Genomic DNA, 24,655 nt, shown 5'->3' with positions numbered 1-24,655 from the left:
TCTATTTGCCGTCCCTGCCGGAACCTTTCAGGTATTTGAAGAACGGCGAGCTGGCATCCAGCACCATTACGTCGCTCTTGTTCTTGAATCCTTGCTTGTACACATCCAGGCTGCGATAAAAGGCATAGAACTCCGGATTACGTCCATACGCTTTGGCATAGATGTCCGTCGCCTTGGCATCGCCTTCGCCCTTGATCTTTTGCGCATCGCGGTATGCCTGCGCCAGGATCACGACGCGTTGCCTGTCGGCATCGGCGCGAATCTTTTCGCTTTCTGCGTTACCTGTCGCGCGCAACTCGTTGGCGACACGCTTCCGCTCCGCTTCCATACGGCTGTATATGGACTCGCTGATCGTATTCGGAAAGTCCACGCGTTTCAGACGCACATCCAGCACTTCCACCCCGATCTTGCGTGCATCCACATCGGTCTTCTCCTGCACAGCCTTCATCAGCTCTTCACGCTTGCCCGCCACCACATCATGGATGGTGCGTTTGCCGAATTCCTCCCGCAATGCCGAATTCACTGTCTGCGTCAGGCGAGTTCGGGCTCGTGCTTCGTCTCCGCCGACGCTGATGTAATATTGCTTCACATCGAAGATGCGCCACTTGATGAAAGAATCGACCAGTACGTTCTTTTTCTCGGCAGTGATGAAGCGTTCAGGATCGTCACTATCCAGGGTCAGGATGCGCGAATCGAAAAATCGCACGTTCTGCACCAGGGGCATCTTGAATTTGATTCCCGGCGTGGTTTCCATTCTGATCACCTGTCCCAGCTGGAACACGATGGCAGTCTGGCGCTGGTCGACGATGAAGATGCTCATGCTGGCCAGGATCAGCACGACTACGGCAGCAACCAGGAAATTTGTCGGATTCAGTTTCATCAGCGAGCCTCTCTTTCGCGGCTGAACAGCGATTCCCGGGCAAGAGAGGCAGATGGCACGCCGCTTGTCGTCGTCGTTGTCAGTTGCTCCGTCGGTTTCGCCTCCGGCAAATCAGTCGCAGCATTTGTGCTTTGGATAAGCTTGTCCAAGGGCAGATACAACAAATTATTACCTCCGCTCTTCTGATCCACCAGGACCTTGCTGGTGCTGGTGAGTATCTGCTGTTTCATGTCCTGATACATCCGCTCGCGTGTCACTTGCGGTGCTTTATTGTATTCGACCAGGATCTGCTTGAAGCGGCTGGCATCGCCCTCGGCATCGGCAATCACCTTCTGCTTGTAGCCGTCTGCCTCCTGCATCAGTCGCGCAGCCGCACCTTTGGCTCTGGGAACGACGTCGTTGGCATAGGCCTGGCCTTCGTTCTTCTGACGCTCCCTGTCTTGGCCGGCTTTTACCGCATCGTCAAATGCAGCCTGGACCTGTTCTGGCGGCTGCGCGTTGCGCATGGTGACCTTGCTGATGATGATGCCGGCCTTGTAACGATCGAGGATTTCCTGGATCAGCTTGGTCGTCGAAGCCGCAATCTGTTCACGCCCCTCATACAGAACGAAGTCCATTTTGCTTCGCCCAACGACTTCGCGTATCGCAGTTTCGGCCACCTGACGCACAGTTTCCTTGTCGTCCACCATGCGGTTGTTGAACAGGAACTCGGCCGGGTCTTTCAGGAAATATTGCACCGCGAACTGGATGTCGACGATGTTCTCGTCATCGGTCAGCATCAAAGACTCTTTCAGCACCTTGTTTTTCTCGTTTTCGCGGTAACCGACCTCGACCGTGCGTACCTGGCTCAGATTGACCACCTCCACCGTCTCGATAGGATACGGAAAATGCCAGCGCGGACCCGAATCCGTGATCTCGACTTGCTTGCCGAAACGCAGCACTACGCCGCGCTGACTTGCATCGACGATATAGAAGCCACTGGCGATCCAGATCAAAACCACAATGAGCACGATCAACCCGATGCCGCCTGCAAATCCACCCGGCGCATTGGCGTTGCCGCCCTTTGGAGCACCTCCGCCGGACTTGCCGAACAAAGATTCTATTTTGCGATTCAATTTGCGCACCAACTCTTCCAGATCGGGAGGGCCGCCGCTGTTTTTATTGCCCCATTGTGGGTCGTTCAATCCCATAGCCTGTTACCTTTAGGTCAATTCAGTTGTCATTGAGGGGATGCCACTCTTCCACTTTCGCTGCCGCTACTGGCGCATCGCGCACCTCGGCCAGCGCGGCTCTCAGTTCAGCCAAACCAGCACCAGTCCTGGCACTCAAATGAATGCTGGTGATTTTACCATATTCGTCGCGCTTGACGCCCGCTTCCAGCCCCTGCAGATCGATCTTGTTGTAGACCACGATCTGCGGGATATGCTGCGCCCCGATCTCGGCCAATACCTTGTTCACCTCGGCCACCTGGTCATGCCGTTCCGGGCTGTTCACATCCACTACATGCAGCAACAGATCAGCTTGCGCCGTCTCTTCCAGGGTACTCCGGAAAGCCGCCACCAGCCCGTGTGGCAGATGGCGGATAAAGCCTACAGTGTCCGACAACACCACCTGCCGGTGACTATCGCCTTCCAGAAATATCTTTCTTGCTGTGGTATCCAGGGTGGCGAACAGCTGGTTGGCAACATAGACGTTGGCATTGGTCAGGCGGTTGAACAAAGTGGATTTGCCCGCATTGGTGTAACCCACAATGGAGACCGACATCACATCGGAGCGGTTGCGCGCTTTGCGCTGGAGCTCGCGATGGCGCTTGAGCTGCTTCAGGCGTTCATTGAGCAGATGCACCCGCCGGTCCAGCTTGCGGCGGTCCAGTTCCAGTTGCGTTTCGCCCGGTCCGCGCGCGCCCACGGCGAATTTTTGCTGCCCCATATCCATGTTCATACCCACCAAGCGCGTGGATAGATACTTGAGCTGTGCCAGTTCAACCTGCACTTTGCCTTCATGACTCTGTGCACGCAGCGCAAAGATATCCAGGATCAGCATGGTGCGGTCGATCACTCGTGTCTGTATCTTGGCGGCAAGGTTGCGCATCTGCGCAGGAGACAGGTCGTGATTGAATATGACCAACGGTGCTTCCAGTTCCTCAACCAGGGCGGCGATCTCCTCCACCTTGCCGCTGCCAGCGAACATTGAGGCATCGGGGCGCTGCCGCTTGCCTTCTACCAGCGCAAGTGTCCGCACGCCGGCGCTTTCGGCCAGCAAACGCAGTTCTTCCAAACTTTCTGCATAATCCGGAGCACCAAAATCGAGACTGACCAATACCGCCGTATTGGCGGCAGTCGTTGACTCGTGCATTACTCTGCGTCGAACGGGATGGTGACAGCGCGGGCGGGAACGATAGTGGAAATAGCGTGCTTATAGACCATCTGGGTGACAGTGTTTTTCAGCAACACCACATATTGATCGAACGATTCGACCTGGCCTTGCAGCTTGATGCCATTGACCAGATAGATGGCGACCTGAACATGTTCCTTACGCAGCGCGTTCAGAAACGGGTCTTGTAATTGTTGCCCTTTTGTACTCATGATGTCCGCTCTTGTTGTTACTGAGGCGATCACTGTACTGGAAAATGCGTCGCTACGGAAGAGCACAAGTCATCGCTGCGCAGCCCGATCAGCCTCAGCGGTCAAACCTTTCTTTCCCAAGCCGCTCCCTCAACTCGACATATGCAGCTTTTGTCATGAAGACAAACATGAATGTCGTTAACAGCATCACGACCAGCAAACCCGATAGTAAGTATTTCATATCGACCTCCTGCATTGTAGACACAGCCTGCTTAAGTCATATTTCGGCACAAAGCAGCAGTACTTGAGCAGAATGAATGACGTACTTAGCCGTATAGCCTGCGTCCGCGTATACGGGCGCGATGGGCAGCGCGTTTTTCGCTCTCGGTGAGCACATGTTTCTTATCGGCAAACGGGTTCTTGCCGGACTTGAATTCGATGCGTAGAGGAGTGCCCTGCAGTTTGAAAGCATCGCAGAAGGTCTTTTCCAGATAGCGGGTGTAGCTGTCCGGTATCTTGTCCAGCGCGCTGCCGTGGATGATGATGAGCGGCGGATTGCTGCCGCCCTGGTGGGCATAGCGCATCTTGGGACGGAAACTGCCGACGCGCGGAGGCTGCTGTTTTTGCAGCGCCTCCTCCAGCACGCGCGTAAGTTGCGGCGTGGGCATCTTGGTCATTGCCGCGGTATAGGCCTGGTTCACCGATTTCAGCAACGCATCTACACCTGTACCGTTCAACGCAGAGATGAAATGGTGCTTGGCAAAGCTTAAAAAGTGCAGCTTGCGTTCGATGTCGCGCTTTACCGTGTCGCGTTTGTATTCATCCAGGCCATCCCACTTGTTCACCGCCAGCACCAGCGCACGCCCGGCTTGCAGCACGAAATCGGCCAGATGTGCATCCTGTTCCGTGATCTGGTCGCGCGCATCCACCACCAATACCACCACATTGGCATCCTCGATGGCTTGCAGCGTCTTCACCACCGAGAACTTCTCGATCGCCTCGTCGATCTTGCCGCGGCGGCGTATACCTGCGGTATCGATGATGGTGTATTGGCGGCCAGCCCGCTCGAAGTCGATGTAGATGGAATCGCGCGTGGTGCCAGGCTGGTCGAAGGCGATGACGCGCTCTTCGCCCAGTATGGCATTGACCAAGGTGGATTTGCCGACATTTGGACGCCCGACGATGGCGAGTTTGGGATGATCGGATTTTTCTTCGGCCTCGACTTCTGCTGCCGGCAACTCGTCCAGCGCGACTTCGATCATCTCGGCGACGTTGTCGCCATGTGCGGATGAAATAGGAATGGGTTCGCCCAGACCGAGTTCATGGAAATCAGCCGTGACACGCTCGCGCCGCATGCCTTCAGCCTTGTTCACCAGCAACATCACCGGTCGCCCCGTCTTGCGCAGTTGCGTGGCGATGATGCGGTCCTGCGGCGTCAATCCATCGCGTCCGTCCACAATGAACAACACCAGGTCGGCCTCGTCCACTGCCTGCCGGGTCTGCTTGGCCATTTCATGCATGATGCCTTCTTTGGCCACCGGCTCCAGACCTCCCGTATCGACCACCAGATAAGGCCGTTCGCCGACGCGACCGCGACCGTAATGGCGGTCACGCGTCAGTCCCGGCAGATCCGCCACCAGCGCGTCTCGGCTGCGCGTGAGCCGGTTGAACAGCGTTGATTTTCCGACGTTGGGACGGCCGACGAGTACGAGAGTAGGTAGCATGTAATCTGGCTAGTGAATGGCAATGGAATACAGCTCGCCGCCGCTGGTTTGTACCAACGCGCCATCGCCCAGGGTGACCGGTGCGGACCTGATGGCACTGCCATCAGTCTTGCGTCGCGCAACGAAACTGCCGTCGTCGCTTTTCAACACATGCAGATAACCCTCGTAATCGCCCAGCATGACATAATTGTCCAGCGGATAGACCGCCGTCGCCTGACGCAACAGCAGCTTGTCGTTCTTCCACAGCGAAGCTCCGCTGCTCTTGTCCAGTGCCAGCACGTTGCTGTCGGTATCGGTGACATACAGCGTCTTACCGTACAAAGCCAAACCTTTGTCACTTGAAATATCGCGCGTCCACAGCGTACCGCCCTGGATTGCATCAAAACAAGCCAGACGCCCCTGGAAAGCGATGGCGCACACCTGTGCATCGTCCACAACAGGCAGGCTGGTGACGTCACTGATGCGTTCCAGTTCGGTACTGCCGCGAGGCTGTGAAACCGAAGATTCCCAAACCACCACACCGTTCTTCAATCCGATCGCGGCGAGTTTCCCGGCGGCAAATCCTGCATACACCAGGCCATTCCTGATCACCACGCTTGCATTGCTGCGCACGATGAGAGTGGGTGTCGCACGTTCGTATAGCCATAACCGGCTGCCATCTTTCGCGCTCAAGCCTTCGAGCCGCTGGTTGCCGGTGCGAACCACCACGATGCCATCGGCGATCTTGGGGGCACTCCAGACGTCGCTGGAAACCTTGACCTGCCATAGCAACTTGCCGCTGTCTTCATCAAACGCGGCCAGCTGGCCTTTTTCCCCGCCAACCAGCACCAGCCCCTCACCGGCACCGACACCGCCCGTGATGGTGAATCCGCAATCGATGCGCCAGATCTGTTTTCCGGTATCGCGATCGAAGCGGTACACTTTACCCTCCGCATTCGCTGCAAATACGGCCTCACGGGTCGTCGCAGGCGAAAGCACGCTCATGCCCGCGTCGCCCACATCCGCATCCCAGCGCACTTCGATCTTGGCACTGGAATTGAAATCCACCAGCTTGGCTGGTTCGATACTCGCCTTATCGCTGCTGCAAGCAACCAGCAACACCGGCAGCAACATCGAAACGATCAGACGGTTCAATTTCATTTGGCGTTACCCAGGCCATCCAGCTTCAACTGGATCAGATTGCGATAACCGCTCTTGGCATCCATCTTGTCATATGCTTGCTGGTAAGCCACACGTGCTTCGGCGATCTTTCCTTGTGCGCTCAAAACATCACCCCTGAGATCAGAATACAGGCCAGTGAAAGAATCCGGATGTGCTGCATCAAGCTGCTTGAGCGCTTCATCGTATTTCTTCTCATCCAGCAACACACTGGCCAGTTTCAGGCGTGCCGTGTCCTGCAACCCCGTCTCATCGGCATGTTCGATAACCCACTGTAATTCAACCTTGGCATGTGCCGCATCGCGAGCCTGCAGGTTCGCCTGTGCCGCCAACAGCTGTGCACGTGGCGCATAAGCGCTGCTGCCGTAGCGGCTTACCAAGGCATCAGCTGCATCGCTGATGCGTTTGGCGTCATTGCTGGCGACCTGCTTGACCACCTCGGCGTACAACTTCGCCGCTTCGGCAGCCTGACTGGCTTTATGGTTTCTCCAGTATGTCGTGCCAGCGAACCCTATCGATCCGACCAGCAGTGCACCAACCACCCATTTTCCATTCGCTTTCCACCAGGCCTTGAGTTCTTCCACCTGTTCCTGTTCTTGCAGATCCAAACTAGACATATTCATTTCCTCACTTGATCAATTCTCGAACCTTATGCTGCAAATCGTCCAGCCCGACTCTCTGCTGCTCTCCTCCGCTGCGCAAAGGCTTGAGCATTACAACATTCGCCGCAACCTCATCGTCGCCGATGATGGCTGCACATACCGCTGCGCTGGCATCCGCCTTCTTCATCTGCGACTTGAAACTGCCGCCGCCACAGTGCAACAGCACACGCAGGCCGCCGTCGCGCAAATCCTCGGCCACACGCCATGCCTGGATCCGCGCCTGCTCACCCTGGTGCACCACATAAACATCCAATGGCGCCGCCGGGTTTTGCATGCCGTCTTCCTGCAACAAGGCCAGCAGACGCTCCACACCCATGGCAAAACCGCAGGCAGGTGCCGGCTTGCCGCCGATCTGCTCGATCAGGCCATCGAAGCGACCACCGGCACAGATCGTGCCCTGCGCCCCAAGTCTCGTCGTGACCCACTCGAATACAGTGCGATTGTAATAGTCCAGACCGCGCACCAGTCGCGGATTGATCTCGAACGCGATGCCATGTTGCTGCAGAATCGCTTGCACCGCTTCGAAATGCGTGATGGCATCCTCGTCCAGCTCATCCATCAGCTTCGGTGCGGCAGCCACCAACTCCTGCATCGCCGGGTTCTTGGTATCGAGGATGCGCAGCGGATTGCTGTACAGCCGCCGCTGACCATCGGCATCCAGCACATCCTTGTGCTGCTCGAAATAGGCGATCAGTTTTTCGCGATGACGCTGCCGCGCAGCCACATCGCCGAGGGTATTGATCTGCAAGGCCACATCCCGGATACCCAGTTTCTTCCACAACCGTGCACACATCACGATCTGTTCGGCATCGATGTCCGGTCCGGCAAAGCCCATTGCCTCTACGCCGATCTGATGGAACTGGCGATAGCGACCTTTCTGCGGGCGCTCATGGCGGAACATCGGGCCGCTGTAATACAGGCGCTGCGGCGCGTTGTACAGCAAATTGTGCTGCAATACTGCCCGCACGCAGGAGGCGGTTCCCTCGGGACGCAAGGTCAATTCATCGCCGTTAAGGTCATCCCGGAAGCTGTACATCTCCTTTTCGACGATGTCAGTGACCTCGCCGATAGCGCGCTTGAACAGTGCAGTGGGCTCCACCAGAGGCATGCGGATGTTGCGATAGCCATAGGCTTCCAGCCAGTCCCTTACCACCTCCTCGAACCACAGCCACAACCCCGCCTCGTCGGGCAGGATATCGTTCATGCCGCGCACGGCCTGCAATGTAGGATTGCTCATCTGCTCACTCAAACCGCTTTGATCTCGATACGTTTGCCAGGTTTGTCCCCAGCCTCGCGCCTGGCATAATTTTTCGCCACATAGTCATCAACGATCAGCTGGAACTCTGCCGCGATGTTGTCACCGCGCAGGGTCACGGTCTTCTCGCCATCCACATACACCGGAGCGGCGGGCGATTCGCCGGTACCCGGCAAACTGATGCCGATGTTGGCCAATTTGCTTTCGCCGGGTCCGTTGACGATGCAGCCCATCACTGCAACCGTCATTTCCTCCACGCCGGTATATTGTTCGCGCCACACCGGCATCTGCATGCGCAGGTAGTTCTGGATGCTCTGCGCCAGCTCCTGGAACACCGTGCTGGTCGTGCGTCCGCATCCGGGACAGGCGGTGACCATCGGCGTGAACGAGCGCAATCCCATGGTCTGCAATATCTCCTGCGCCACCACCACCTCCTGCGTGCGCGGGCCGCCCGGTTCCGGCGTCAGGGACACGCGGATGGTATCGCCGATACCCTGCTGCAACAGCACGGCCAGCGCGGCAGTCGATCCCACGATCCCTTTCGAGCCCATGCCCGCCTCGGTCAACCCCAGATGCAGCGGATAATCGCAACGCCGCGCCAGTTCCTGGTAAACCGCAATCAGGTCCTGTACTTCGCTGACCTTGCAGGAAAGTACGATGCGGTCATGCGGCAAGCCCAGGTCTTCGGCACGCCTGGCTGATTCCAGCGCAGAAACGATCAACGCTTCCCGCGTCACTTCGCCTGCCTCCCTGGGCTGTGCCAATCGGGCGTTCTCGTCCATCAAGCGCACCACCAGATCCTGATCCAGACTGCCCCAGTTGACGCCGATGCGCACCGGCTTGTCATATTGCCTGGCTACAGCGATCATCATGGCGAACTGGTCTTCACCCTTGCGATTCTTGCCCACATTGCCTGGATTGATGCGGTATTTCGCCAGTGCTTGCGCACAATCCGGAAATTCGGTGAGCAAACGGTGTCCGTTATAGTGAAAGTCACCGATCAAGGGCACATCGCAACCCATGCCGTCCAGAATCTTGCGGATACGCGGCACTTGAGCCGCAGCCTCGGACGTGTTCACAGTGATGCGCACCAGCTCCGAACCGGCCTGCGCCAATTCATACACCTGGCGCGCGGTACCCTCCGCATCGACCGTGTCCGTGTTGGTCATGGATTGCACCACGACCGGCGCCCCGCCGCCGATGGCGATATCGCCAACATGCACGCGTTGCGTCGGAAGGCGCAAGATTGCTGAATGACTCATGTGCCTCACTCCACTTTCAAGTGCGCAACATCCATCCCCGCGTAAGCCGAAAGATCGACTTCCTGTCCCCGGTAATACAGTTTGACGTGTTCCGGATGCGATATGGATATGTCATAGGGTTCGTGTCGCGGTCCACCGATCCATTTTTCAGTACCGCGCGGATTGTTCCTCGATAGCAATACGGCACCGTGTGAATCTATCACCTCAGCCCACGCACTTTCGGTGAACACGAAATGCAGGGGACGGCGCTTGAGTATTTCCAGAGGAATCTCTGTCTTGACAGCCACAGCAGGCGCAGATGCCGCATCGATTTGAGGCAAGGCTTTCACTTCGTGCTGCTTGATCTTGGCAGGTTCAGGTTTCTTTTCAGGTTCGGCAACTTTGGCTGGCTTGGCAGTCTTATCGGCTTCAGTGGCCGTAGCAGATTCATGCCTTTTTTCAGGTTCGGCTGTTTCGACAGACGCATGTTGCTTTTCGCGCTCGATGATTCCGGCCGGCTCGGCTGCCACAGGTTGAGCCCCCGTATCCGCAGGTGCGGAAACCGCTGTTTCAGTCGCAGGCAAAGGAACAGATTCGACAACGACCTTTGCAGATTTCACCGTCGTATCGACCTTGTGCATCAGTACGAACCAGCCAAGCACAAGCGCCACGCCGAGTGCCCCGACCAGCCACATCACATTAATGCGTCGCAACGACTGCAAAGTCGGGAATGGCACATTCACTGCCTGCGTCTTGATCGTAACCTGCTTGCCGGGCGCTGAAGGCAAGGATGCGACCAATGCCACGTCGTCCAGCTGCAAAACACGCGCATAGCTGCGCACAAAGCCGCGCAAAAAAGCTGGTTCTGGCAGATGCTCGAAATCATTGGCCTCCAACGCCTCGACTTGCCTCGGAGCAAACTTGATACGCTCGGCAATATCATGCACGCTCATTCCCAGTTGCTCGCGCGTCTGCCGCAGGGTCAGGCCAACATCAAGCTTGGACTGCAGGGGGGAGATATTTTCTTTTCGCGCGTTGGCGACAACGTCTGCTGTATCCATCACTGCCCTTGAAACATCAGTTGAACTTCACGGGAATCGGGGAAATTCTTGCGCAATTGGAGGGCATAACTGGCCTCGGAATTGAGATCGTGCATCTTCCGTTCGATACGAACCGCCAGCCACAACTGCTCGGCATTCAAATCTGAAGCTCCCTGCGAGAAACGCCTGAAATAGGATTTTGCCGCCGCGAAATCCCCCTTGCTGTAACTCAAGTCCGCCAGGCCATACAGCGCGTTCGGCATATCGGGATGCAGAACCAGGGCCCGCTGCAGATTGCTTTCCGCTTCCTTCATCGACCCCGCCTTCTTGTAGCACATGCCCATGTTCGCATAAGCAAGCTCGGGTGTGGCATAGAGCGGATTATCCAGCGCTGCCTGATACTGCTTGATTGCTTCCTTGGTATGGCCGCGCTGGCACAGGAACCAGCCATAGTTATTGTGCGTATCGGAGCTCGTACCGTCCAGCTTCAGACTGTGCTGGAAGTCTTCGTCGGCCTTGTCATCTTCATGCAAGGCCATCCGTATCAATGCGCGCATGTTATAGGCCGGCGCAAAATCGGAATTCGCCTGCAACGCCACACCGACCTCCTGCAATGCCACGCCATATTGCGAACGCTCGAAATAGGAAGCTGCCAATTCGGTATGTATTCTGGCGATCGCCTGCGCGCGCGTCGTATCCTGTTGCGGCGTGCCCTCAGAACCCCCACCGGCGGAAGCACAGCCTGTCAAGAACGACACGATCAGAAACAGCTTGAAAAGATTCATTGGCTCACCTCCATCAATCGATGTGTTCGTTTAGTCTTGTCCTGCACCTGCCCCGCCAGCTGGCCGCAGGCTGCCGCGATATCGTCGCCGCGGACCTTGCGTATGGTGGTCACGATGCCGGCCTGCATCAGCACATCGCGAAAACGCAGCACCGTCGGCATGTCAGAACGCTGATAAGGCGCTTGCGGGAACGGGTTGAAAGGAATGAGATTGAATTTGCACGGCACGTCGCGCACCAGTTCGATCAATTCCCGCGCATGCTGCACGCTGTCGTTCACCCCGGCCAGCATCACATATTCGAAAGTGACGAAATCGCGCGGCGCCTTCTCCAGGTAACGCTGGCAGGCCGCCATCAGCTCTTGCAGCGGATATTTCTGGTTGATCGGAACCAGCACGTTGCGCAAGGCATCGTTCGGCGCATGCAGCGAGATCGCCAACGCTACCGGGCATTCATCGCGCAGCCTGTCCATCGCCGGCACCACGCCTGAGGTGGAGACCGTCACGCGGCGGCGCGACAGGCCATAGGCATTGTCGTCCAGCATCAGGCGCAAGGCGTTCACGGTGTTGTCGAAATTGAGCAGCGGCTCGCCCATACCCATCAGCACCACATTGGTGACTGGCCAATTTCCATCGGCGTCTTTGCCAAGTTCGCGGTTGGCCCACCACACCTGACCGATGATCTCGGCGGTCGAAAGATTGCGGTTGAAGCCCTGCTTGCCAGTGGAACAGAATGCGCAATCCAGCGCGCAACCGGCCTGCGTGGAAACGCATAACGTTCCCCTGCCCTCTTCGGGAATGAACACCGTCTCCACCGCATTGCCTGTACCCACATCCAGCAACCACTTGCGCGTACCGTCGGAGGCAGTCTCCTCGCGCATCACCTTGGGGGACTGGATACAGGCGATCAGCTTGAGTTTTTCGCGGAGCGATATCGCCAGATCGCTCATCGCATCGAAATCGGACTCCCCGCCTTTGTATATCCAGCGCAGCACCTGCCTGGCGCGGAACGGTTTTTCGCCGTGTTCCGCGAACCATGCGGTCATCGCTGCCGGTTCAAAGTCGAGGAGATTTTGCATCAACGGGAATGGATGTTCTTTGTGGCAAAGAAGTAGGCAATCTCGGTCGCAGCGTTTTCTGCCGAGTCAGATCCATGCACCGCATTGGCATCGATGCTGTCGGCGAAGTCGGCCCGAATCGTGCCTTTATCCGCCTTCTTCGGATCGGTAGCACCCATCAGATCACGGTGCTTGAGGACAGCGTTCTCGCCTTCCAGTACCTGGATCATCACGGGGCCGGAAATCATGAAATCGACCAGATCCTTGAAGAATGGGCGCGCCTTGTGCACGGCATAGAAACCTTCTGCTTCGGCGCGATTCAGGTGACGCATCTGCGCAGCAACGATCTTCAAGCCTGCGTTCTCGAAACGGGTGTATATCTGACCGATGACGTTCTTAGCCACAGCATCGGGTTTGATGATTGAAAGGGTACGTTCGACAGCCATGCTTCTCTCCAAAATGAATGTGCATCAGAAAATTCTGAGGGCGAGATTCTATCAGGGTTTGCCCGCCCTGTCGCAGGGCGGAGAAGCATCGCCGGCAAGCGGATCAACGGGTTGGGTAGAGCAGATGCGGTAACCAGAGGGAGATCGCAGGCACATAGGTGATCAGGGCAAGATACACCAACATGACAAACACCCACGGCAAGGTAGCTATGGAAACCTCGGTCAATCCCATTCTCGAAATGTGACTGGCCACGAACAGGTTGAGGCCGACTGGCGGATGGATCATGCCGATCTCCATGTTGATGGTCATGATGATACCGAGATGGATGGGATCGATGCCCAATGTCTTGGCGATGGGCAGGAACAATGGCGCGAGAATGAGAATGATCGAGGTCGGCTCCATGAACTGCCCCGCAGCCAGCAGGGCCAGGTTCACCACCAGCAGGAACATCCAGGGATCCAGATGCTGCGCCAATACCCAGTTGGACATGGATTGCGGGATCTGCTCGGACGTCATCAGGAACGAGAACAAGATGGCATTGGTGATGATGTACAGCAGCATCGCGCTGGTGTTCGCCCCTGCCAGCAGTGATTTCGGCACGTCGCGCCATTTCAGGTCGCCATAGATGAATTTGGCGGCGATGAAAGCATAGACAGCCGCCACGGCCGCAGCTTCGGTCGGGGTGAATATCCCGCCATAGATCCCGCCCATCACGATGACCACCAGGAACAATCCCCACCACGCATCCAGGAAGGATTTGAGCAGTTCTTTGCCGCTCGGTCTGGGCATGACCGGAAAATTCCTGCGCTTGGCCTGCATGAACACCAGCCCCATCAGGATCACGGCTAGCAACATGCCCGGCACGATGCCCGCGATGAACAGCTTGCCGGCACTCTCGCTGGTGGAAACGGCATAGATGATGAGCACGATGGACGGCGGAATGAGGATGCCGAGCGAGCCGGACGTCGCGATCACGCCCACGCCGAAGCGTTTCGGGTAGCCGGCCTTGACCATCGCCGGCAGCATCACCGAACCGATGGCCATCACTGTCGCCGGACTGGAGCCGGAAATGGTGGCAAAGAAGGCGCACGACACGACCGCCGCCATCGCCATGCCGCCCGGCATCCATCCCACCAGGTTGTTGGCGAAACGGATGATGCGAGCCGCGATCTTGCCGTCGATCAGAAATTGCCCGGACAGGACAAAGAACGGCACCGCCATGATGGCAAAACTCTCCAGGCCGGTAAACAAGCGCTGCGAGATGATATCGACAGTGTCGAACGACAAGGTGGAGAAACCGACCAGAAACACCAGCACCGTCATCCCCAGGGCGATGGAGATCGGCGTGCTGGTGATCAACAACAACAACAAGATGCTTACGATAAGCAGGAAAGTCATAGCGGGCTCTCCTCGCCTTGCTCACCGATGGTCGTGTGGCTATGAAATTGCCCGGTTTTGACAAATTTGTGCAGCGCCTGGATGAAGCGATAGCACATCAACCCGGAGCCGAACGGGATCGCCAGGTAGATCACCCACATCGGCCATTCCAGATCAGGCGAAGTCTGCCCGGTGCCATGGATGAAAATCACCCAGCGTGCGCCGAAATACGCGATGACGCCGGTGAAAACCACACCCAGTAACATGGAGATGATGACCAGCACACGCTTGATGGATGGCCTTGCGGCATTCACCACGAAATCGACACCGATGTGGATGCCGGTGCGCACGCCATAAGCCGCACCGAACTTGGCCATCCAGATGAACAGATAGATGGTCAGCTCCTGCGCCCAACTGATGCCTTCACCCGCCGCATAGCGCATCACGACAGCAGTGAACGTAATCAATGTCGCTGCCGCCATGAATGAGGCGATCAACACCTCTTCAATGCGATCCAGAATGCGGTTGAACATGTCTCCCCCATGCACAAAAAGCCCCGGTCGAGCCGGGGCATGATCGCAAACTTACTTTTTCTTCTTGCCGTCGTGTTTTTTGCGTTCGGCAGGTTTTTGTTGTTCTTTTGCTACCTGCGCTTCAACGTCATAGACGCTCTGGATCAGATCCTTGCCGATCACATTCTCGAACTCGGCATGCACCGGCACCAGAGCCTTGCGCCACGCTGCACGTTCCGCGTCAGAAAGCACATAGATAGTGGTCGTTTTCGCTGCACGCACTTTTTCCAGGGCATCGTCGTTATCCTTTTGTGCGATGCTGCGTTCGTATTCGGTCGCCTCCTTCATGGCCTCGGTCAGCTCGCTGCGGATATCCGCGGGCAAGCCATCCCAGAACTTCTTGTTGGTCACCACGGCATAACCCAGGTAACCGTGGTTGGAGATGGTCATGTCCTTTTGCACCTCGTTCATCTTCTGTGTGTAGAAATTCGATACCGGATTCTCCGTACCGTCCACCACACCTTGCTGCAGGCCGGTGTACACCTCGCTGAAGGCCATCACTTGCGGGATCGCGCCCAGGGCTCTCATCTGCGCTTCCAGCACTTTTGAAGACTGGATCCGCATCTTCAGCCCCTTGAAGTCCCCCACGTTATGCAGCGGTCGGTTCGCGCTCATCTGCTTGAAGCCGTTATCCCAGAACGCCAGCCCCGTCACACCTTTGGTGTCGAGTTTCGCAAACAGTTTGCTGCCGACTTCGCCGTCCATGACGCGGTGCAGCACGGTGCTGTTGGGGAACAGGAAAGGCAAGTCGAACAGTTCGAACTCGCGCACCCCCATCGGTCCGAACTTTGCCATCGACGGCGCCAGCATCTGCACCGAACCAAGCTGCAATGCCTCCAGTTCTTCGCGATCCTTGTACAACTGGCTGTTGGGATAGACCTCGACCTTGACGCGGCCTTTGGTCAACTCTTCTGCCAATTGCTTGAATTTTTCCGCTGCACGTCCCTTGGGGGTATCTGGTGCAACGACATGGCTGAATTTGATGATGATGGGATCGGCAGATACGGACAGAGACAGACTCAACAACAAGATACTGCACAACGCGCTCAGACTTTTCATGGTGATCTCCCTTGTTATATTCGCGGCACTGGTACAACAACTTCTTGTCGGTGGAATCATAGCCCTATTATTCAAAAGACACCAACAGGCCAGCCTCGCCCTGTTGCGCCTGATAATCTGCCTGGATAGCCACGCCGATCACACTGACCAACTCGGCACCGCTATACAACAACGGCAATCGTTCACGCTGCCAGGGCGGGACATGCCGCTCCTGTAACAAATTCTTCAGACTGCGTGTCGCGGCATTGCGTTGGGGACGCAGAGATTCGCCGCCGTTGCGCAACCTTAAAGTCACCGCCTTGCGCTGCAGTTTGGCGAGGCTGACTCCCTGCCCCTGAACCGAACGGAAAGAAATGGTCCTTTCCAATGCGGGCCAAGGCAATTCAGCGTCGCCGCACCACGGCAACACCAGATTACGGTCAAACGCGGCCAAGGCGGAAAACACATGGACCTTGTCCCGATAGCGTCGCAACTGCCAACCGCCAAACTCGACACAGACTGCCGCATCATCGCGCGCATCGCATAACTGATGCAGCATTTCATCGAGCTGTACGGCCTGGGGCATGGGCGTATTCCGCATATGCAAGTAATAGCGCAACAGGTTCCTGGCGCGCGAATGCGAAAGCGCACGCAACAGGGACACATCGAGAGGGCCATCCGTCAGCGAATCCTGCGCATCCTGCCGTGCCAGTTCGTCGAGCAAGTCACCCGCTTCGGCAAAATGCTGCGCACTGCGTATCAATGTATCGCGATAGGCCGGGAATCGCTGCTCCAGCAGGGGCAGCAGGCGATGGCGCAGAAAATTGCGCGGATAAGCATCGTCGGCATTGCTTTCGTCTTCCACCCATCGCAACCCCTGTTGTTGCGCATATTCGGACAATTCGTCGCGTGATACATCGAGTAGCGGGCGCAGGATGGCACGGGCATGCGGAGTGGCGGATTTGACTGCAGGCATCGCCGCTACCCCTTTGACGCCGGCCCCGCGCAACAACTGCAGCAACAGGGTCTCAGCCTGGTCGTCGGCATGATGGGCCAGCGCGACGTAGTCGCAGGGTTGCCTGGCGAAAGCGGCGTGGCGCAGTTTACGCGCAGCCGCCTCGATGCCGTGCTCGTCACGCAACGGTGCGATGTCGACGCGCTCGATATGCAGCGGGATGCCCTTGCGGGCGCAAAGATCGGCGCAGAAATTCGCCCACGCATCGGCGTTCGGGCTGATGCCGTGATGGACATGCAAAGCGGAAAGCCGCCACTCGAAACGCGGAGCGAGGATATGCAGCAGATGCAGCAGAACGACGGAATCCATACCGCCGCTCAAACCGACGAGGATGTGACTGTGCCTGGGAAGAAGCGGCGCGAAGTGCGCCGCAACGGATTCAGCTAAGTTCGATTTCCTTGAACTTGCCATAGCTCATCAAGCGAGTGAAGCGCGTTTGCAGCATCTCACTGGTAGTCTGCGACTGCACATGTTTGAGCGTCTCTTGCAAAGCCTTCCTCATAGCCTGCATCATCGCCGCATAGTCGCGATGCGCTCCGCCCAGCGGCTCGCTGATGATCTTGTCGACCAGTCCCAGGGTCTTCAGGCGCGTCGCCGTGATGCCCAGCGTTTCCGCCGCATCCGACGCCTTTTCCGCACTCTTCCACAGGATGGAGGCGCAGCCTTCGGGGGAAATGACCGAGTAAGTCGCGTATTGCAGCATCAGCATGGCATCGCCCACCGCGATGGCCAGCGCACCGCCGGAACCGCCTTCGCCGATGATGGTGCAGATGATGGGCACCTTCAGTTCAGCCATCACATACAGATTCTTGCCGATGGCTTCGGACTGGCCGCGTTCTTCCGCGCCCACACCGGGATACGCACCGGGTGTATCGATGAATGTCATGATGGGAATGCCGAACTTCTCGGCCAGGCGCATCAGACGCATCGCCTTGCGGTACCCTTCCGGACGCGGCATGCCGAAGTTGCGGTACTGGCGCTCCTTGGTGTCGCGGCCTTTCTGATGGCCGATGACCATCACGCTCTGGCCGTTGAAGCGGGCCAGCCCGCCGACGATGGCAGGGTCGTCCGCATAGTTGCGGTCGCCATGCAGCTCTTCGAAATCAGTGAACAGGTGCTGGATGTAATCCAGCGTATAGGGGCGCTGTGGATGGCGTGATACCTGCGAGATCTGCCACGGCGTGAGCTTGGCGTAGATATCCTTGGTCAGCGATTGGCTTTTCTTTTGCAGCCTGCCGATCTCGTCGGAGATATCGAGTGCGGAATCGTCCTGCACATAACGCAATTGCTCAATCTTGTTCTCCAGCTCGGAGACCGATTGCTCGAAATCCAGAAAGGTAACTTTCATCTGCACTATATCCGTGTTGTCCGGGAGCGAATGATACAGGAAGCCGCTCCGCGAATTAAGCCCTAAATTTGAACCGTCAATTCAACTGAGAGAGAAAAACCTCTTGATGGTAGCGAGAATCTCGTTGCGTTGCTGCGACAAGTCTTTATGCGCCCCCGTCGCATCGAGATCCTGCATCGCCACATCCAGTTCGGCTCGCCGGGTGACGAGGATATGCGATATCTCTTCGGCAATGCTGGGACGTGCATGCAGCAACTCCTCAACCACATCCTTATCGATGCGGTAGCACTCTACATCGGATTTGGCGATGACTGAAGCCACGCGCGGCGCCCCCGTCATCAGTCCCATCTCCCCAAAGAAATCGCCGCGTCCCAAAGTGCGTACGGCGCGGCGCTTGCCAGTGGGCGCATCGACATACACCTCTGCCTCGCCGTTGATGATGATATACAGCCATTGCGAGTGTGTATCTCCCTGCCTGGTGATGACGTTGCCTTTGGCGAACGGTGAGTAGCGTAACCGTTGGGCCAATCCCGTCAGTTCGGTCTCGTTGAGCTGGGAAAACAGCTCGACCCGCCGTAACGTCTTGATCCGCAACATCACTTCGCGCTGGCGCACCAATTCGTCGTATTTCTCGTTTTCCTTGGTGAGATGGACGCTGTGTTCTTCCACCGCCAGCTTGATTCCCGCCCGCTGCAATGCAGACATGATATGCCAGCGCAACATGGCATCGGTCGGGTCATCGGGTAGCAGGTCCGTCAGCCAGTAACGCAGGGCATATCGTGCATATCCCTTGGCGTCCATATCCATCAGCACGCAATTGGGAGCCGGTGTTTTCGCCACATTGGCGATATCGGTCTGCAGGATCGATTCTTCCACCAGACTCACCACTCTGGTCGGCGCCACCTCCAGGGCGACGTTGAAGCATACCCAGCGCCGCCATTGCACCGGCTGGTCGGTGCGGCGCCCCAGCACCATGAATTTGTTCTTCATCAGCTGGCTGTTCGGGAATACCACGGTCTCCCAGTTGCGCGTCTCCACCAGCGTGGAGCGCCAGCGGATGTCCACCACCTTGCCGGCGATATCATCCACCTTGATCCAGTCGCCGACCTCGATCGAATTGTCCAGCTGCAGCGCCAAACCACCAAGGATGTTGCCAAGGGTGTCCTGCATGGCGAATGCAACGACTGCCGTGATCATTGCCGACGTTGCCAGGATGCTGCCCAGATCGAGTCCGGCATAGCGCAGACGCACCATGAACCACGCCACGTAGGCGATGATGACGAAGATATCCTCGGTGATCCGCGGCGGCCTGACCTTGACCGCAGGCAACACGATGCGGAACACCAGCAGCCCCCACAGGCGGATCACGGCGATACCGGCACCGATGACAAATACCTCGTGCGTCACATCCGCCGCCCGCAAGTACTCCAGGGCATGCAACAGGCCACTGATGAACTGCCCGAACAGGCAGATGAGGAAGAAACTTACCGTATTGATGAGACTTGCACGGTCTTCGCGGCGGAAATGCAAAAGCAATATCGCGATGCACACCACCATGAGCAGCAACGGAAAAGTCACGTCGCTCCAGATGTAACCCGTCATGTTGTCCCAGAAGCTCATAGATCCAGTCCGCTCAAAGTGCACGCATTCTACACTGCGTATCGGGTCAGCGGCCGCGCTGGGCGCCATAGCTTCCAGACAGCGGCGCGCGTCAGTTCGAAACGTCGCGATCCTCCTTCCCGCAACACCTCCAGCGTCAGCCGCTGCACCCCGCCTGTTTGCAGGGCCTTCAGCAAAGGCTGGGCATATTCCAGCTCGATTCGCTGTACTGCCTCCCGCCACCTGTAGAGATCGCCGCGTTGCAACGCATCTCCCGGCGAATCAATCACCCACAAGCCGCTTCCATATCCTCCGTCCAGCATCGCAGGTAACGATTCGGCCTGGACTGCACCTGTCTGCCGTGCAAATATCCTGGCCAGCCCGCTATCCCCCCCGACCACATCGAAGACTTTCCGCAATGGCACCGATCTTCCTCCGCCCCAGAGCCACAGACTGCCTATCATCAACTCGCCGCGCGCCGCGCGCGCCTGATTCAGCGGGTGCGCATGCAGCAGCATCTGTATCTCGGTGACCAGACGCTGCCAGCGCAATGCATCAGCCCCCTGCGGCTGGTGGAACTTCGCATCGCGCCAGGCCACCTGGCTCAACAGCGAGGTCGTCATCCGGGGATCTTCTTCCAGTTGCACATACCAGCGTCGCGGATGCGGTGCGGCAAAATACAGTCCTGTCCCGGCAAAGTGTTCGTTCAGGGCGGCACATATCGCAGCTGTTTCATCATGGCTTAGCATCACGTCCGGCAACAGCAGCATCTGCGCACGCTGCAATTCCAGATTCACCGGGTCGGCGCACAACCAGTACCCCTTGTCCGTACCCAGCCCATCGGCAGCGGCACGTACCGGCGCAACGGATTGCGCTCCAAACGCGGCACATAGCCAATCCTCCAGCGACCCGATGGTGGAGTCACTGACACTTCCGCGTGCCAGCATTTTTTGCAGTGCGGGCAGATGCAATCCTGCACATACTTCTGCAGCAAATTCTTGTGGAGGAAACAGATTGGGAATGATCAGGCTGAAATGTTTCATGGCGGAAGTTTACCATCCCGCTATCCATGCTCTTGTGGCAAACTAGCGCCCGTCGTCATTTCGAGCATTTGTCTTGCAACCTTACGAACTTTTCATCGGCCTGCGCTACACCCGAGCCAAACGCCGCAATCATTTCATCTCCTTCATCTCGATGATATCCATGCTGGGCATCGGCTTGGGCGTGATGGCGCTGATCGTGGTCCTGTCCGTGATGAACGGGTTCCAGAAAGAGATACGCGCCCGCATCCTGGGGGTCACCCCTCATTTGCAGGTCATGAGCGACAGCGGGCAACTCAACGACTGGCAGCATGTTCTGGGTATCGTAGCCAGGGACCCGGAGGTTCGTGCTGCCGCGCCATACGTGGACGGCCAGGGCATGGTATCGCTGAATGAAAGCGTGCAAGGCGTGATGGTCCGCGGCATCCTGCCCGATGCCGAACAAAGACTTACCGGCCTGGGCGACAAGATGAAGAACGGCGCACTGGGCGACCTGCGTGCAGGAAGTTTCAACATCGTGCTCGGGGTCGACCTGGCTCGCGCACTGGGTGCTCATGTCGGCGACACTGTCTTGCTGATCACGCCGCAAGGGCAGATCACCCCCGCCGGCATGTTGCCGCGCCTGAAACAATTCCACGTGGCCGGCATCTTCGAGATCGGCATGTCGCCCTATGACAATGCGCTCGCCTTGATCAATCTTGAGGATGCCCAGAAGCTCTATCGCATGGGCAACAGCGTGAGCGGCATCAGCGGCAGCCTGCACAATCTCGATCTGGCACCGCAAGTCGCCTACAAGCTGGAAGACAAGCTGCCGAAAGACACCTACGCCACCGACTGGACTCGCCAGAACGCCAACTACTTCAGCGTGGTGGCGATGGAAAAGCGCATGATGTTCATCATCCTGTCGCTCATCGTGCTGGTCGCCGCCTTCAACATCGTGTCCACGCTGGTGATGGCGGTCACCGACAAGCAGGCCGACATCGCGATACTGCGCACGATGGGCGCATCGCCCAGGAGCATCATGCAGATATTCATGGTACAGGGCATGCTGATCGGGCTCATCGGAATGGCGACCGGCGTCATCGGCGGCGTCCTGATCGCGCTCAACATCGGCACGATAGTCCCCTTCATCGAACAGTTATTCGGCGTGCATTTCCTGTCCAAGGAGTTCTATTACATCAGCGAACTGCCCTCCGACCTGCAAAAAGCCGACGTATTCGTGGTCGCCGGCATGTCTTTCCTCATCAGCCTGCTTGCCACGCTCTATCCGAGCTGGCGCGCGGCCAAGATACAACCTGCAGAGGCACTGCGCTATGAATAAGAAACCGGTGATCTCCTGCCGCGACCTGCGCAAGACCTATTCTCAAGGCAACCTGAACGTCCCCGTGCTGAATGGCGTCAACCTGGAAGTGGCGCGCGGCGAGCGTATCGCCATCGTCGGCGCTTCCGGTTCCGGCAAAAGCACCCTGCTCCATCTGCTCGGCGGATTGGACAGCATCAGCAGCGGCAGTGTCAGCATATTGGGAAATGACGTTTCCGCGATGAACGAGACCCAGCGTGGCGAACTGCGCAATCATTCGCTCGGCTTCGTCTATCAGTTCCACCACTTGCTGAACGAGTTCACGGCACTGGAGAACGTGGCCATGCCCCTGTTGATACGCGGCATGAAACCTGCCGAGGCGCATCCGCATGCAGCCACCATGCTGGAGCAGGTAGGGCTGGGAAAACGCCTGCACCATCTGCCCGCCGAGCTTTCCGGCGGTGAACGCCAACGCGTCGCTGTAGCCCGCGCCCTGGTCACCCAGCCCGCTTGCGTGCTGGCCGACGAACCGACCGGCAACCTGGACCGCGCTTCGGCCTCCACCCTGTTCGACCTGATGCAGAGCCTCAACGCCAAGCTCAACACCAGCTTCATCATCGTCACCCACGACCTCGAACTCGCGAGCAGAATGCAACGCAAGTTGCGTCTGATCGACGGCACGCTGCACCAGGCGTGACCTCATAAGACCAGCTGCAATCTTTCCGTCATCACCATGTAACGAGAAGGGAATAGCCTGCTCCAAACCCTGACAAGAGGAGCGACAACCATGATTCCCTTCCCATCACCTTTACTCACGCTCGCCAACCTGCCTGTCGCCGACGGCACCATGCAACCCTTTGAGCACCTGCTGGATTTCAAGACGTTCGCCTCGCTGCGGCGCATGGTGGCTCATCAACAAAGCAAGCCGCTGGTGAAACGGGCCGATTTCATGAAGATAGTCACACTGTATCTGCCCGAGGTCGCCGCTCGCATCGAAGAGAGCGATTTCGGCATCGTGCATCTGGAAGTCGGCGCATTGAAACTGGCCACCAAGGAAGCCATCGCAGGCCGCGATTACGCCACTGTACGCAGGCATCTGCTCATGATCGCCGACCTGTTCGACCGGGCCGATGCCGAACTCTACGATGCCATCCGCATATCATATCTGGAAGGCCTGTTCCTGGATGAGACCTCTACCGCATACATGGAAGCACGCAGCATGCTGTCGAGGCCGATGGAAAACATATTGCGGCAATCTGAACTGCACCTGGAAAGAACTCGTTCCACTGCGGCATAACCATTGCCGCTCAAACTCAAGACTGGTGACTGGAATGGCAATCGCCGTGCCGGATGCCGCCACCAATAAAAGCCCCGGCGCTCAGCCACGCGCCTGGGCATTATTTTTTCGGGTCCTAGATCGAAGATACGATGGACATGAATAACGGCAACGCAATGATGGCTACGATCACATCAATGACGCCCCACCGTATGAATTTGGATACAGTCTCATAAATAATTTTCATCTTTCACCTCGATATTGATGCAATCCGGACAGCTGCCGGGCAAAAGACTCCGGCGCCACCGTTGAAAGAAGTTCCGGGTCGATGCAAGGACTGCCTGTTTCATTAATCGCTCCAGAAACATCCTTGAATCGAATGTACTGCAGTATCGTTGCAGCAGTATTTCCCGTGCTCCCAAGCTGCGTCGGACATCCTCGATGTCGCACCGTCCAGCGCATGTCCCGGATGAGCTTCCAAACAAGCCAGTCTATAAATTCCAGGCAAAACAAAGCCCCGGAGATCGCTCGCCGGGGCTGATGATTACAGAGTGTTAGTTGGACAAGCTGATGGATGTGACTGCTGGTAATACAACGATAAACGCCATCACGCCGGCGATCACCCAACGAACGAACTTAGCCACTTCTTCATATGCTTTTTTCATCTGACACCTCTTAAAAGTTAACCCGATATCCTGCTCGCATCTGCAGGACAACTACTCAGACTCGATTAGTTGATGAAAGTTCCTGGTTTTTTTGCATGCCGTTTGCGCCATTTCAGCACGACAAAGACCCGCCAAAACAGGCGCATAGCCATATAGCCGATGATAGCAAGGCCGATGGCCAGCACCGGGAGTCCGATCAACAGGGGTTTGCCTAGGGCCATCAGCCATGTCCACATCTGGGAAAATCCGTTGCTCCAGTGCAACTCCGGAAAAGCCGGCACTGCCGTGTTGCTCGATGCACCGCTCACCAAAATGCCGATCTCATAGGCCAGCAGATACAGGGGCACAATGGTGAACGGGTTGGTATAGAGCGTAGTAAACACAGCCACTGGCAGATTGACGCGCAACATCACCGCCATCAACACGGCCGAGATCATTTGCAGCGGCCCAGGAATCAGCCCGCAGAACAATCCGATGGCCACACCGCCGGCTACAGACCGGCGATGCAGGTGCCACAGGTTGGGATGATGCAACCAATGTCGCACGGGACTCAGCCAGCGATGATTCAGGATGCCGTTATGGTCGGGGAGTCGTTCACGGAAATATCTGCGCAT

General features: G+C 57.2%; 25 protein-coding genes. 3 read left to right on the top strand and 22 right to left on the bottom strand.

Translation table 11 applies throughout. The features are described 5' to 3' along the window. Position 1 precedes the first annotated feature (1 nt). The 21 genes from hflC to SLIT_RS06970 form a co-directional block, all read right to left on the bottom strand. A complete protein-coding gene (gene hflC / locus SLIT_RS07065) occupies positions 2-880 on the bottom strand; it encodes a protease modulator HflC (protein ID WP_013029558.1) in 879 nt (292 codons plus the stop codon). Next, positions 880-2,070, bottom strand: coding sequence for an FtsH protease activity modulator HflK (hflK, locus tag SLIT_RS07060; RefSeq protein WP_013029557.1), 1,191 nt, complete (start codon positions 2,068-2,070; stop codon positions 880-882). Before hflK ends, hflC begins: the two co-directional genes overlap by 1 nt. A gap of 22 nt (positions 2,071-2,092) precedes the next feature. Further along, a complete protein-coding gene (gene hflX / locus SLIT_RS07055; protein ID WP_013029556.1) occupies positions 2,093-3,235 on the bottom strand; it encodes a GTPase HflX in 1,143 nt (380 codons plus the stop codon). Beyond that, a complete protein-coding gene (gene hfq, locus SLIT_RS07050) occupies positions 3,235-3,465 on the bottom strand; it encodes an RNA chaperone Hfq (protein WP_013029555.1) in 231 nt (76 codons plus the stop codon). Before hfq ends, hflX begins: the two co-directional genes overlap by 1 nt. Before the next feature lie 94 nt (positions 3,466-3,559). Next, entirely contained in the window at positions 3,560-3,685 is a 126-nt protein-coding gene (locus SLIT_RS16265) for a hypothetical protein (RefSeq protein ID WP_013029554.1), read from the bottom strand. Positions 3,686-3,770: 85 nt separating this feature from the next. Next, a complete protein-coding gene (gene der, locus SLIT_RS07045; RefSeq protein WP_013029553.1) occupies positions 3,771-5,168 on the bottom strand; it encodes a ribosome biogenesis GTPase Der in 1,398 nt (465 codons plus the stop codon). A gap of 9 nt (positions 5,169-5,177) precedes the next feature. Further along, positions 5,178-6,308 carry an outer membrane protein assembly factor BamB gene (bamB, locus tag SLIT_RS07040; protein ID WP_013029552.1) on the bottom strand — a complete coding sequence of 377 codons (1,131 nt, stop codon included), beginning with the start codon at positions 6,306-6,308 and terminating at the stop codon, positions 5,178-5,180. Next, positions 6,305-6,943, bottom strand: coding sequence for a tetratricopeptide repeat protein (locus SLIT_RS07035; protein WP_013029551.1), 639 nt, complete (start codon positions 6,941-6,943; stop codon positions 6,305-6,307). Before SLIT_RS07035 ends, bamB begins: the two co-directional genes overlap by 4 nt. 10 nt (positions 6,944-6,953) lie before the next feature. Then, positions 6,954-8,225 (bottom strand): histidine--tRNA ligase, encoded by a 1,272-nt coding sequence (gene hisS, locus SLIT_RS07030; protein ID WP_013029550.1) that lies wholly within the window; start codon positions 8,223-8,225, stop codon positions 6,954-6,956. A gap of 8 nt (positions 8,226-8,233) precedes the next feature. Beyond that, entirely contained in the window at positions 8,234-9,505 is a 1,272-nt protein-coding gene (ispG, locus tag SLIT_RS07025) for a flavodoxin-dependent (E)-4-hydroxy-3-methylbut-2-enyl-diphosphate synthase (RefSeq protein ID WP_013029549.1), read from the bottom strand. Between the two features lie 5 nt (positions 9,506-9,510). Further along, complete coding sequence (locus tag SLIT_RS07020) at positions 9,511-10,545, bottom strand: helix-turn-helix domain-containing protein (RefSeq protein WP_013029548.1); 1,035 nt, start codon at positions 10,543-10,545, stop codon at positions 9,511-9,513. Next, complete coding sequence (gene pilW, locus SLIT_RS07015; protein WP_013029547.1) at positions 10,545-11,309, bottom strand: type IV pilus biogenesis/stability protein PilW; 765 nt, start codon at positions 11,307-11,309, stop codon at positions 10,545-10,547. Before pilW ends, SLIT_RS07020 begins: the two co-directional genes overlap by 1 nt. Beyond that, positions 11,306-12,385: a dual-specificity RNA methyltransferase RlmN gene (gene rlmN, locus SLIT_RS07010; protein ID WP_013029546.1), complete on the bottom strand. Its 1,080-nt coding sequence runs from the start codon at positions 12,383-12,385 to the stop codon at positions 11,306-11,308. The genes pilW and rlmN overlap by 4 nt, the downstream gene beginning before the upstream one ends. Then, positions 12,385-12,810, bottom strand: a complete 426-nt coding sequence (gene ndk / locus SLIT_RS07005) for a nucleoside-diphosphate kinase (RefSeq protein WP_013029545.1) — start codon at positions 12,808-12,810, stop codon at positions 12,385-12,387. Before ndk ends, rlmN begins: the two co-directional genes overlap by 1 nt. Before the next feature lie 103 nt (positions 12,811-12,913). Further along, positions 12,914-14,209: a TRAP transporter large permease gene (locus SLIT_RS07000; protein ID WP_013029544.1), complete on the bottom strand. Its 1,296-nt coding sequence runs from the start codon at positions 14,207-14,209 to the stop codon at positions 12,914-12,916. Further along, positions 14,206-14,721: a TRAP transporter small permease gene (locus SLIT_RS06995; RefSeq protein WP_013029543.1), complete on the bottom strand. Its 516-nt coding sequence runs from the start codon at positions 14,719-14,721 to the stop codon at positions 14,206-14,208. The genes SLIT_RS07000 and SLIT_RS06995 overlap by 4 nt, the downstream gene beginning before the upstream one ends. Before the next feature lie 51 nt (positions 14,722-14,772). After that, the gene (locus tag SLIT_RS06990) at positions 14,773-15,819 is read right to left on the bottom strand and encodes a TRAP transporter substrate-binding protein (RefSeq protein WP_013029542.1); all 1,047 of its coding nucleotides are present in this window, start codon (positions 15,817-15,819) and stop codon (positions 14,773-14,775) included. Between the two features lie 67 nt (positions 15,820-15,886). Next, complete coding sequence (gene tilS, locus SLIT_RS06985; protein WP_013029541.1) at positions 15,887-17,224, bottom strand: tRNA lysidine(34) synthetase TilS; 1,338 nt, start codon at positions 17,222-17,224, stop codon at positions 15,887-15,889. After that, entirely contained in the window at positions 17,193-18,161 is a 969-nt protein-coding gene (locus SLIT_RS06980; protein WP_013029540.1) for an acetyl-CoA carboxylase carboxyltransferase subunit alpha, read from the bottom strand. The genes tilS and SLIT_RS06980 overlap by 32 nt, the downstream gene beginning before the upstream one ends. An 81-nt stretch (positions 18,162-18,242) precedes the next feature. Next, positions 18,243-19,781, bottom strand: a complete 1,539-nt coding sequence (locus SLIT_RS06975) for a mechanosensitive ion channel family protein (RefSeq protein ID WP_013029539.1) — start codon at positions 19,779-19,781, stop codon at positions 18,243-18,245. Between the two features lie 29 nt (positions 19,782-19,810). Next, positions 19,811-20,803, bottom strand: coding sequence for a 2,3-bisphosphoglycerate-independent phosphoglycerate mutase (locus tag SLIT_RS06970; protein ID WP_013029538.1), 993 nt, complete (start codon positions 20,801-20,803; stop codon positions 19,811-19,813). A gap of 73 nt (positions 20,804-20,876) precedes the next feature. Here SLIT_RS06970 and SLIT_RS06965 point away from each other — a divergent pair, with 73 nt between their 5' ends. The 3 genes from SLIT_RS06965 (at position 20,877) to SLIT_RS06955 (ending at position 23,397) form a co-directional block, all read left to right on the top strand. After that, positions 20,877-22,121: a lipoprotein-releasing ABC transporter permease subunit gene (locus tag SLIT_RS06965; RefSeq protein ID WP_013029537.1), complete on the top strand. Its 1,245-nt coding sequence runs from the start codon at positions 20,877-20,879 to the stop codon at positions 22,119-22,121. Next, on the top strand, positions 22,114-22,797 hold the full coding sequence (lolD, locus tag SLIT_RS06960; RefSeq protein ID WP_013029536.1) for a lipoprotein-releasing ABC transporter ATP-binding protein LolD: 684 nt from the start codon (positions 22,114-22,116) through the stop codon (positions 22,795-22,797). The genes SLIT_RS06965 and lolD overlap by 8 nt, the downstream gene beginning before the upstream one ends. 90 nt (positions 22,798-22,887) lie before the next feature. Beyond that, positions 22,888-23,397: a DUF7674 family protein gene (locus tag SLIT_RS06955; RefSeq protein WP_013029535.1), complete on the top strand. Its 510-nt coding sequence runs from the start codon at positions 22,888-22,890 to the stop codon at positions 23,395-23,397. 709 nt (positions 23,398-24,106) lie between these two features. Here SLIT_RS06955 and SLIT_RS06950 read toward each other — a convergent pair. Continuing rightward, positions 24,107-24,655 carry a DUF2062 domain-containing protein gene (locus SLIT_RS06950; RefSeq protein WP_013029532.1) on the bottom strand — a complete coding sequence of 183 codons (549 nt, stop codon included), beginning with the start codon at positions 24,653-24,655 and terminating at the stop codon, positions 24,107-24,109.

The organism is Sideroxydans lithotrophicus ES-1, from assembly GCF_000025705.1.
Taxonomy (GTDB): Bacteria; Pseudomonadota; Gammaproteobacteria; order Burkholderiales; family Gallionellaceae; genus Sideroxyarcus; species Sideroxyarcus lithotrophicus.
This window is presented reverse-complemented; position numbering and strand designations above follow the sequence as displayed.

Bases quoted from the DNA above. Each gene is read 5' to 3' on its own strand.
- SLIT_RS16265 (WP_013029554.1), bottom strand. From the start codon at position 3,685: ATGAAATACTTACTATCGGGTTTGCTGGTCGTGATGCTGTTAACGACA.
- SLIT_RS06950 (WP_013029532.1), bottom strand. From the start codon at position 24,655: ATGCGCAGATATTTCCGTGAACGACTCCCCGACCATAACGGCATCCTG.
- hisS (WP_013029550.1), bottom strand. From the start codon at position 8,225: ATGAGCAATCCTACATTGCAGGCCGTGCGCGGCATGAACGATATCCTG.
- tilS (WP_013029541.1), bottom strand. From the start codon at position 17,224: ATGGCAAGTTCAAGGAAATCGAACTTAGCTGAATCCGTTGCGGCGCAC.
- ndk (WP_013029545.1), bottom strand. From the start codon at position 12,810: ATGGCTGTCGAACGTACCCTTTCAATCATCAAACCCGATGCTGTGGCT.
- hfq (WP_013029555.1), bottom strand. From the start codon at position 3,465: ATGAGTACAAAAGGGCAACAATTACAAGACCCGTTTCTGAACGCGCTG.
- SLIT_RS06955 (WP_013029535.1), top strand. From the start codon at position 22,888: ATGATTCCCTTCCCATCACCTTTACTCACGCTCGCCAACCTGCCTGTC.
- der (WP_013029553.1), bottom strand. From the start codon at position 5,168: ATGCTACCTACTCTCGTACTCGTCGGCCGTCCCAACGTCGGAAAATCA.
- SLIT_RS06970 (WP_013029538.1), bottom strand. From the start codon at position 20,803: ATGAAACATTTCAGCCTGATCATTCCCAATCTGTTTCCTCCACAAGAA.
- bamB (WP_013029552.1), bottom strand. From the start codon at position 6,308: ATGAAATTGAACCGTCTGATCGTTTCGATGTTGCTGCCGGTGTTGCTG.
- pilW (WP_013029547.1), bottom strand. From the start codon at position 11,309: ATGAATCTTTTCAAGCTGTTTCTGATCGTGTCGTTCTTGACAGGCTGT.
- ispG (WP_013029549.1), bottom strand. From the start codon at position 9,505: ATGAGTCATTCAGCAATCTTGCGCCTTCCGACGCAACGCGTGCATGTT.
- SLIT_RS07020 (WP_013029548.1), bottom strand. From the start codon at position 10,545: ATGGATACAGCAGACGTTGTCGCCAACGCGCGAAAAGAAAATATCTCC.
- SLIT_RS07000 (WP_013029544.1), bottom strand. From the start codon at position 14,209: ATGACTTTCCTGCTTATCGTAAGCATCTTGTTGTTGTTGTTGATCACC.
- SLIT_RS06995 (WP_013029543.1), bottom strand. From the start codon at position 14,721: ATGTTCAACCGCATTCTGGATCGCATTGAAGAGGTGTTGATCGCCTCA.
- hflK (WP_013029557.1), bottom strand. From the start codon at position 2,070: ATGGGATTGAACGACCCACAATGGGGCAATAAAAACAGCGGCGGCCCT.
- hflC (WP_013029558.1), bottom strand. From the start codon at position 880: ATGAAACTGAATCCGACAAATTTCCTGGTTGCTGCCGTAGTCGTGCTG.
- SLIT_RS06980 (WP_013029540.1), bottom strand. From the start codon at position 18,161: ATGAAAGTTACCTTTCTGGATTTCGAGCAATCGGTCTCCGAGCTGGAG.
- SLIT_RS07035 (WP_013029551.1), bottom strand. From the start codon at position 6,943: ATGTCTAGTTTGGATCTGCAAGAACAGGAACAGGTGGAAGAACTCAAG.
- hflX (WP_013029556.1), bottom strand. From the start codon at position 3,235: ATGCACGAGTCAACGACTGCCGCCAATACGGCGGTATTGGTCAGTCTC.
- lolD (WP_013029536.1), top strand. From the start codon at position 22,114: ATGAATAAGAAACCGGTGATCTCCTGCCGCGACCTGCGCAAGACCTAT.
- rlmN (WP_013029546.1), bottom strand. From the start codon at position 12,385: ATGCAAAATCTCCTCGACTTTGAACCGGCAGCGATGACCGCATGGTTC.
- SLIT_RS06975 (WP_013029539.1), bottom strand. From the start codon at position 19,781: ATGAGCTTCTGGGACAACATGACGGGTTACATCTGGAGCGACGTGACT.
- SLIT_RS06990 (WP_013029542.1), bottom strand. From the start codon at position 15,819: ATGAAAAGTCTGAGCGCGTTGTGCAGTATCTTGTTGTTGAGTCTGTCT.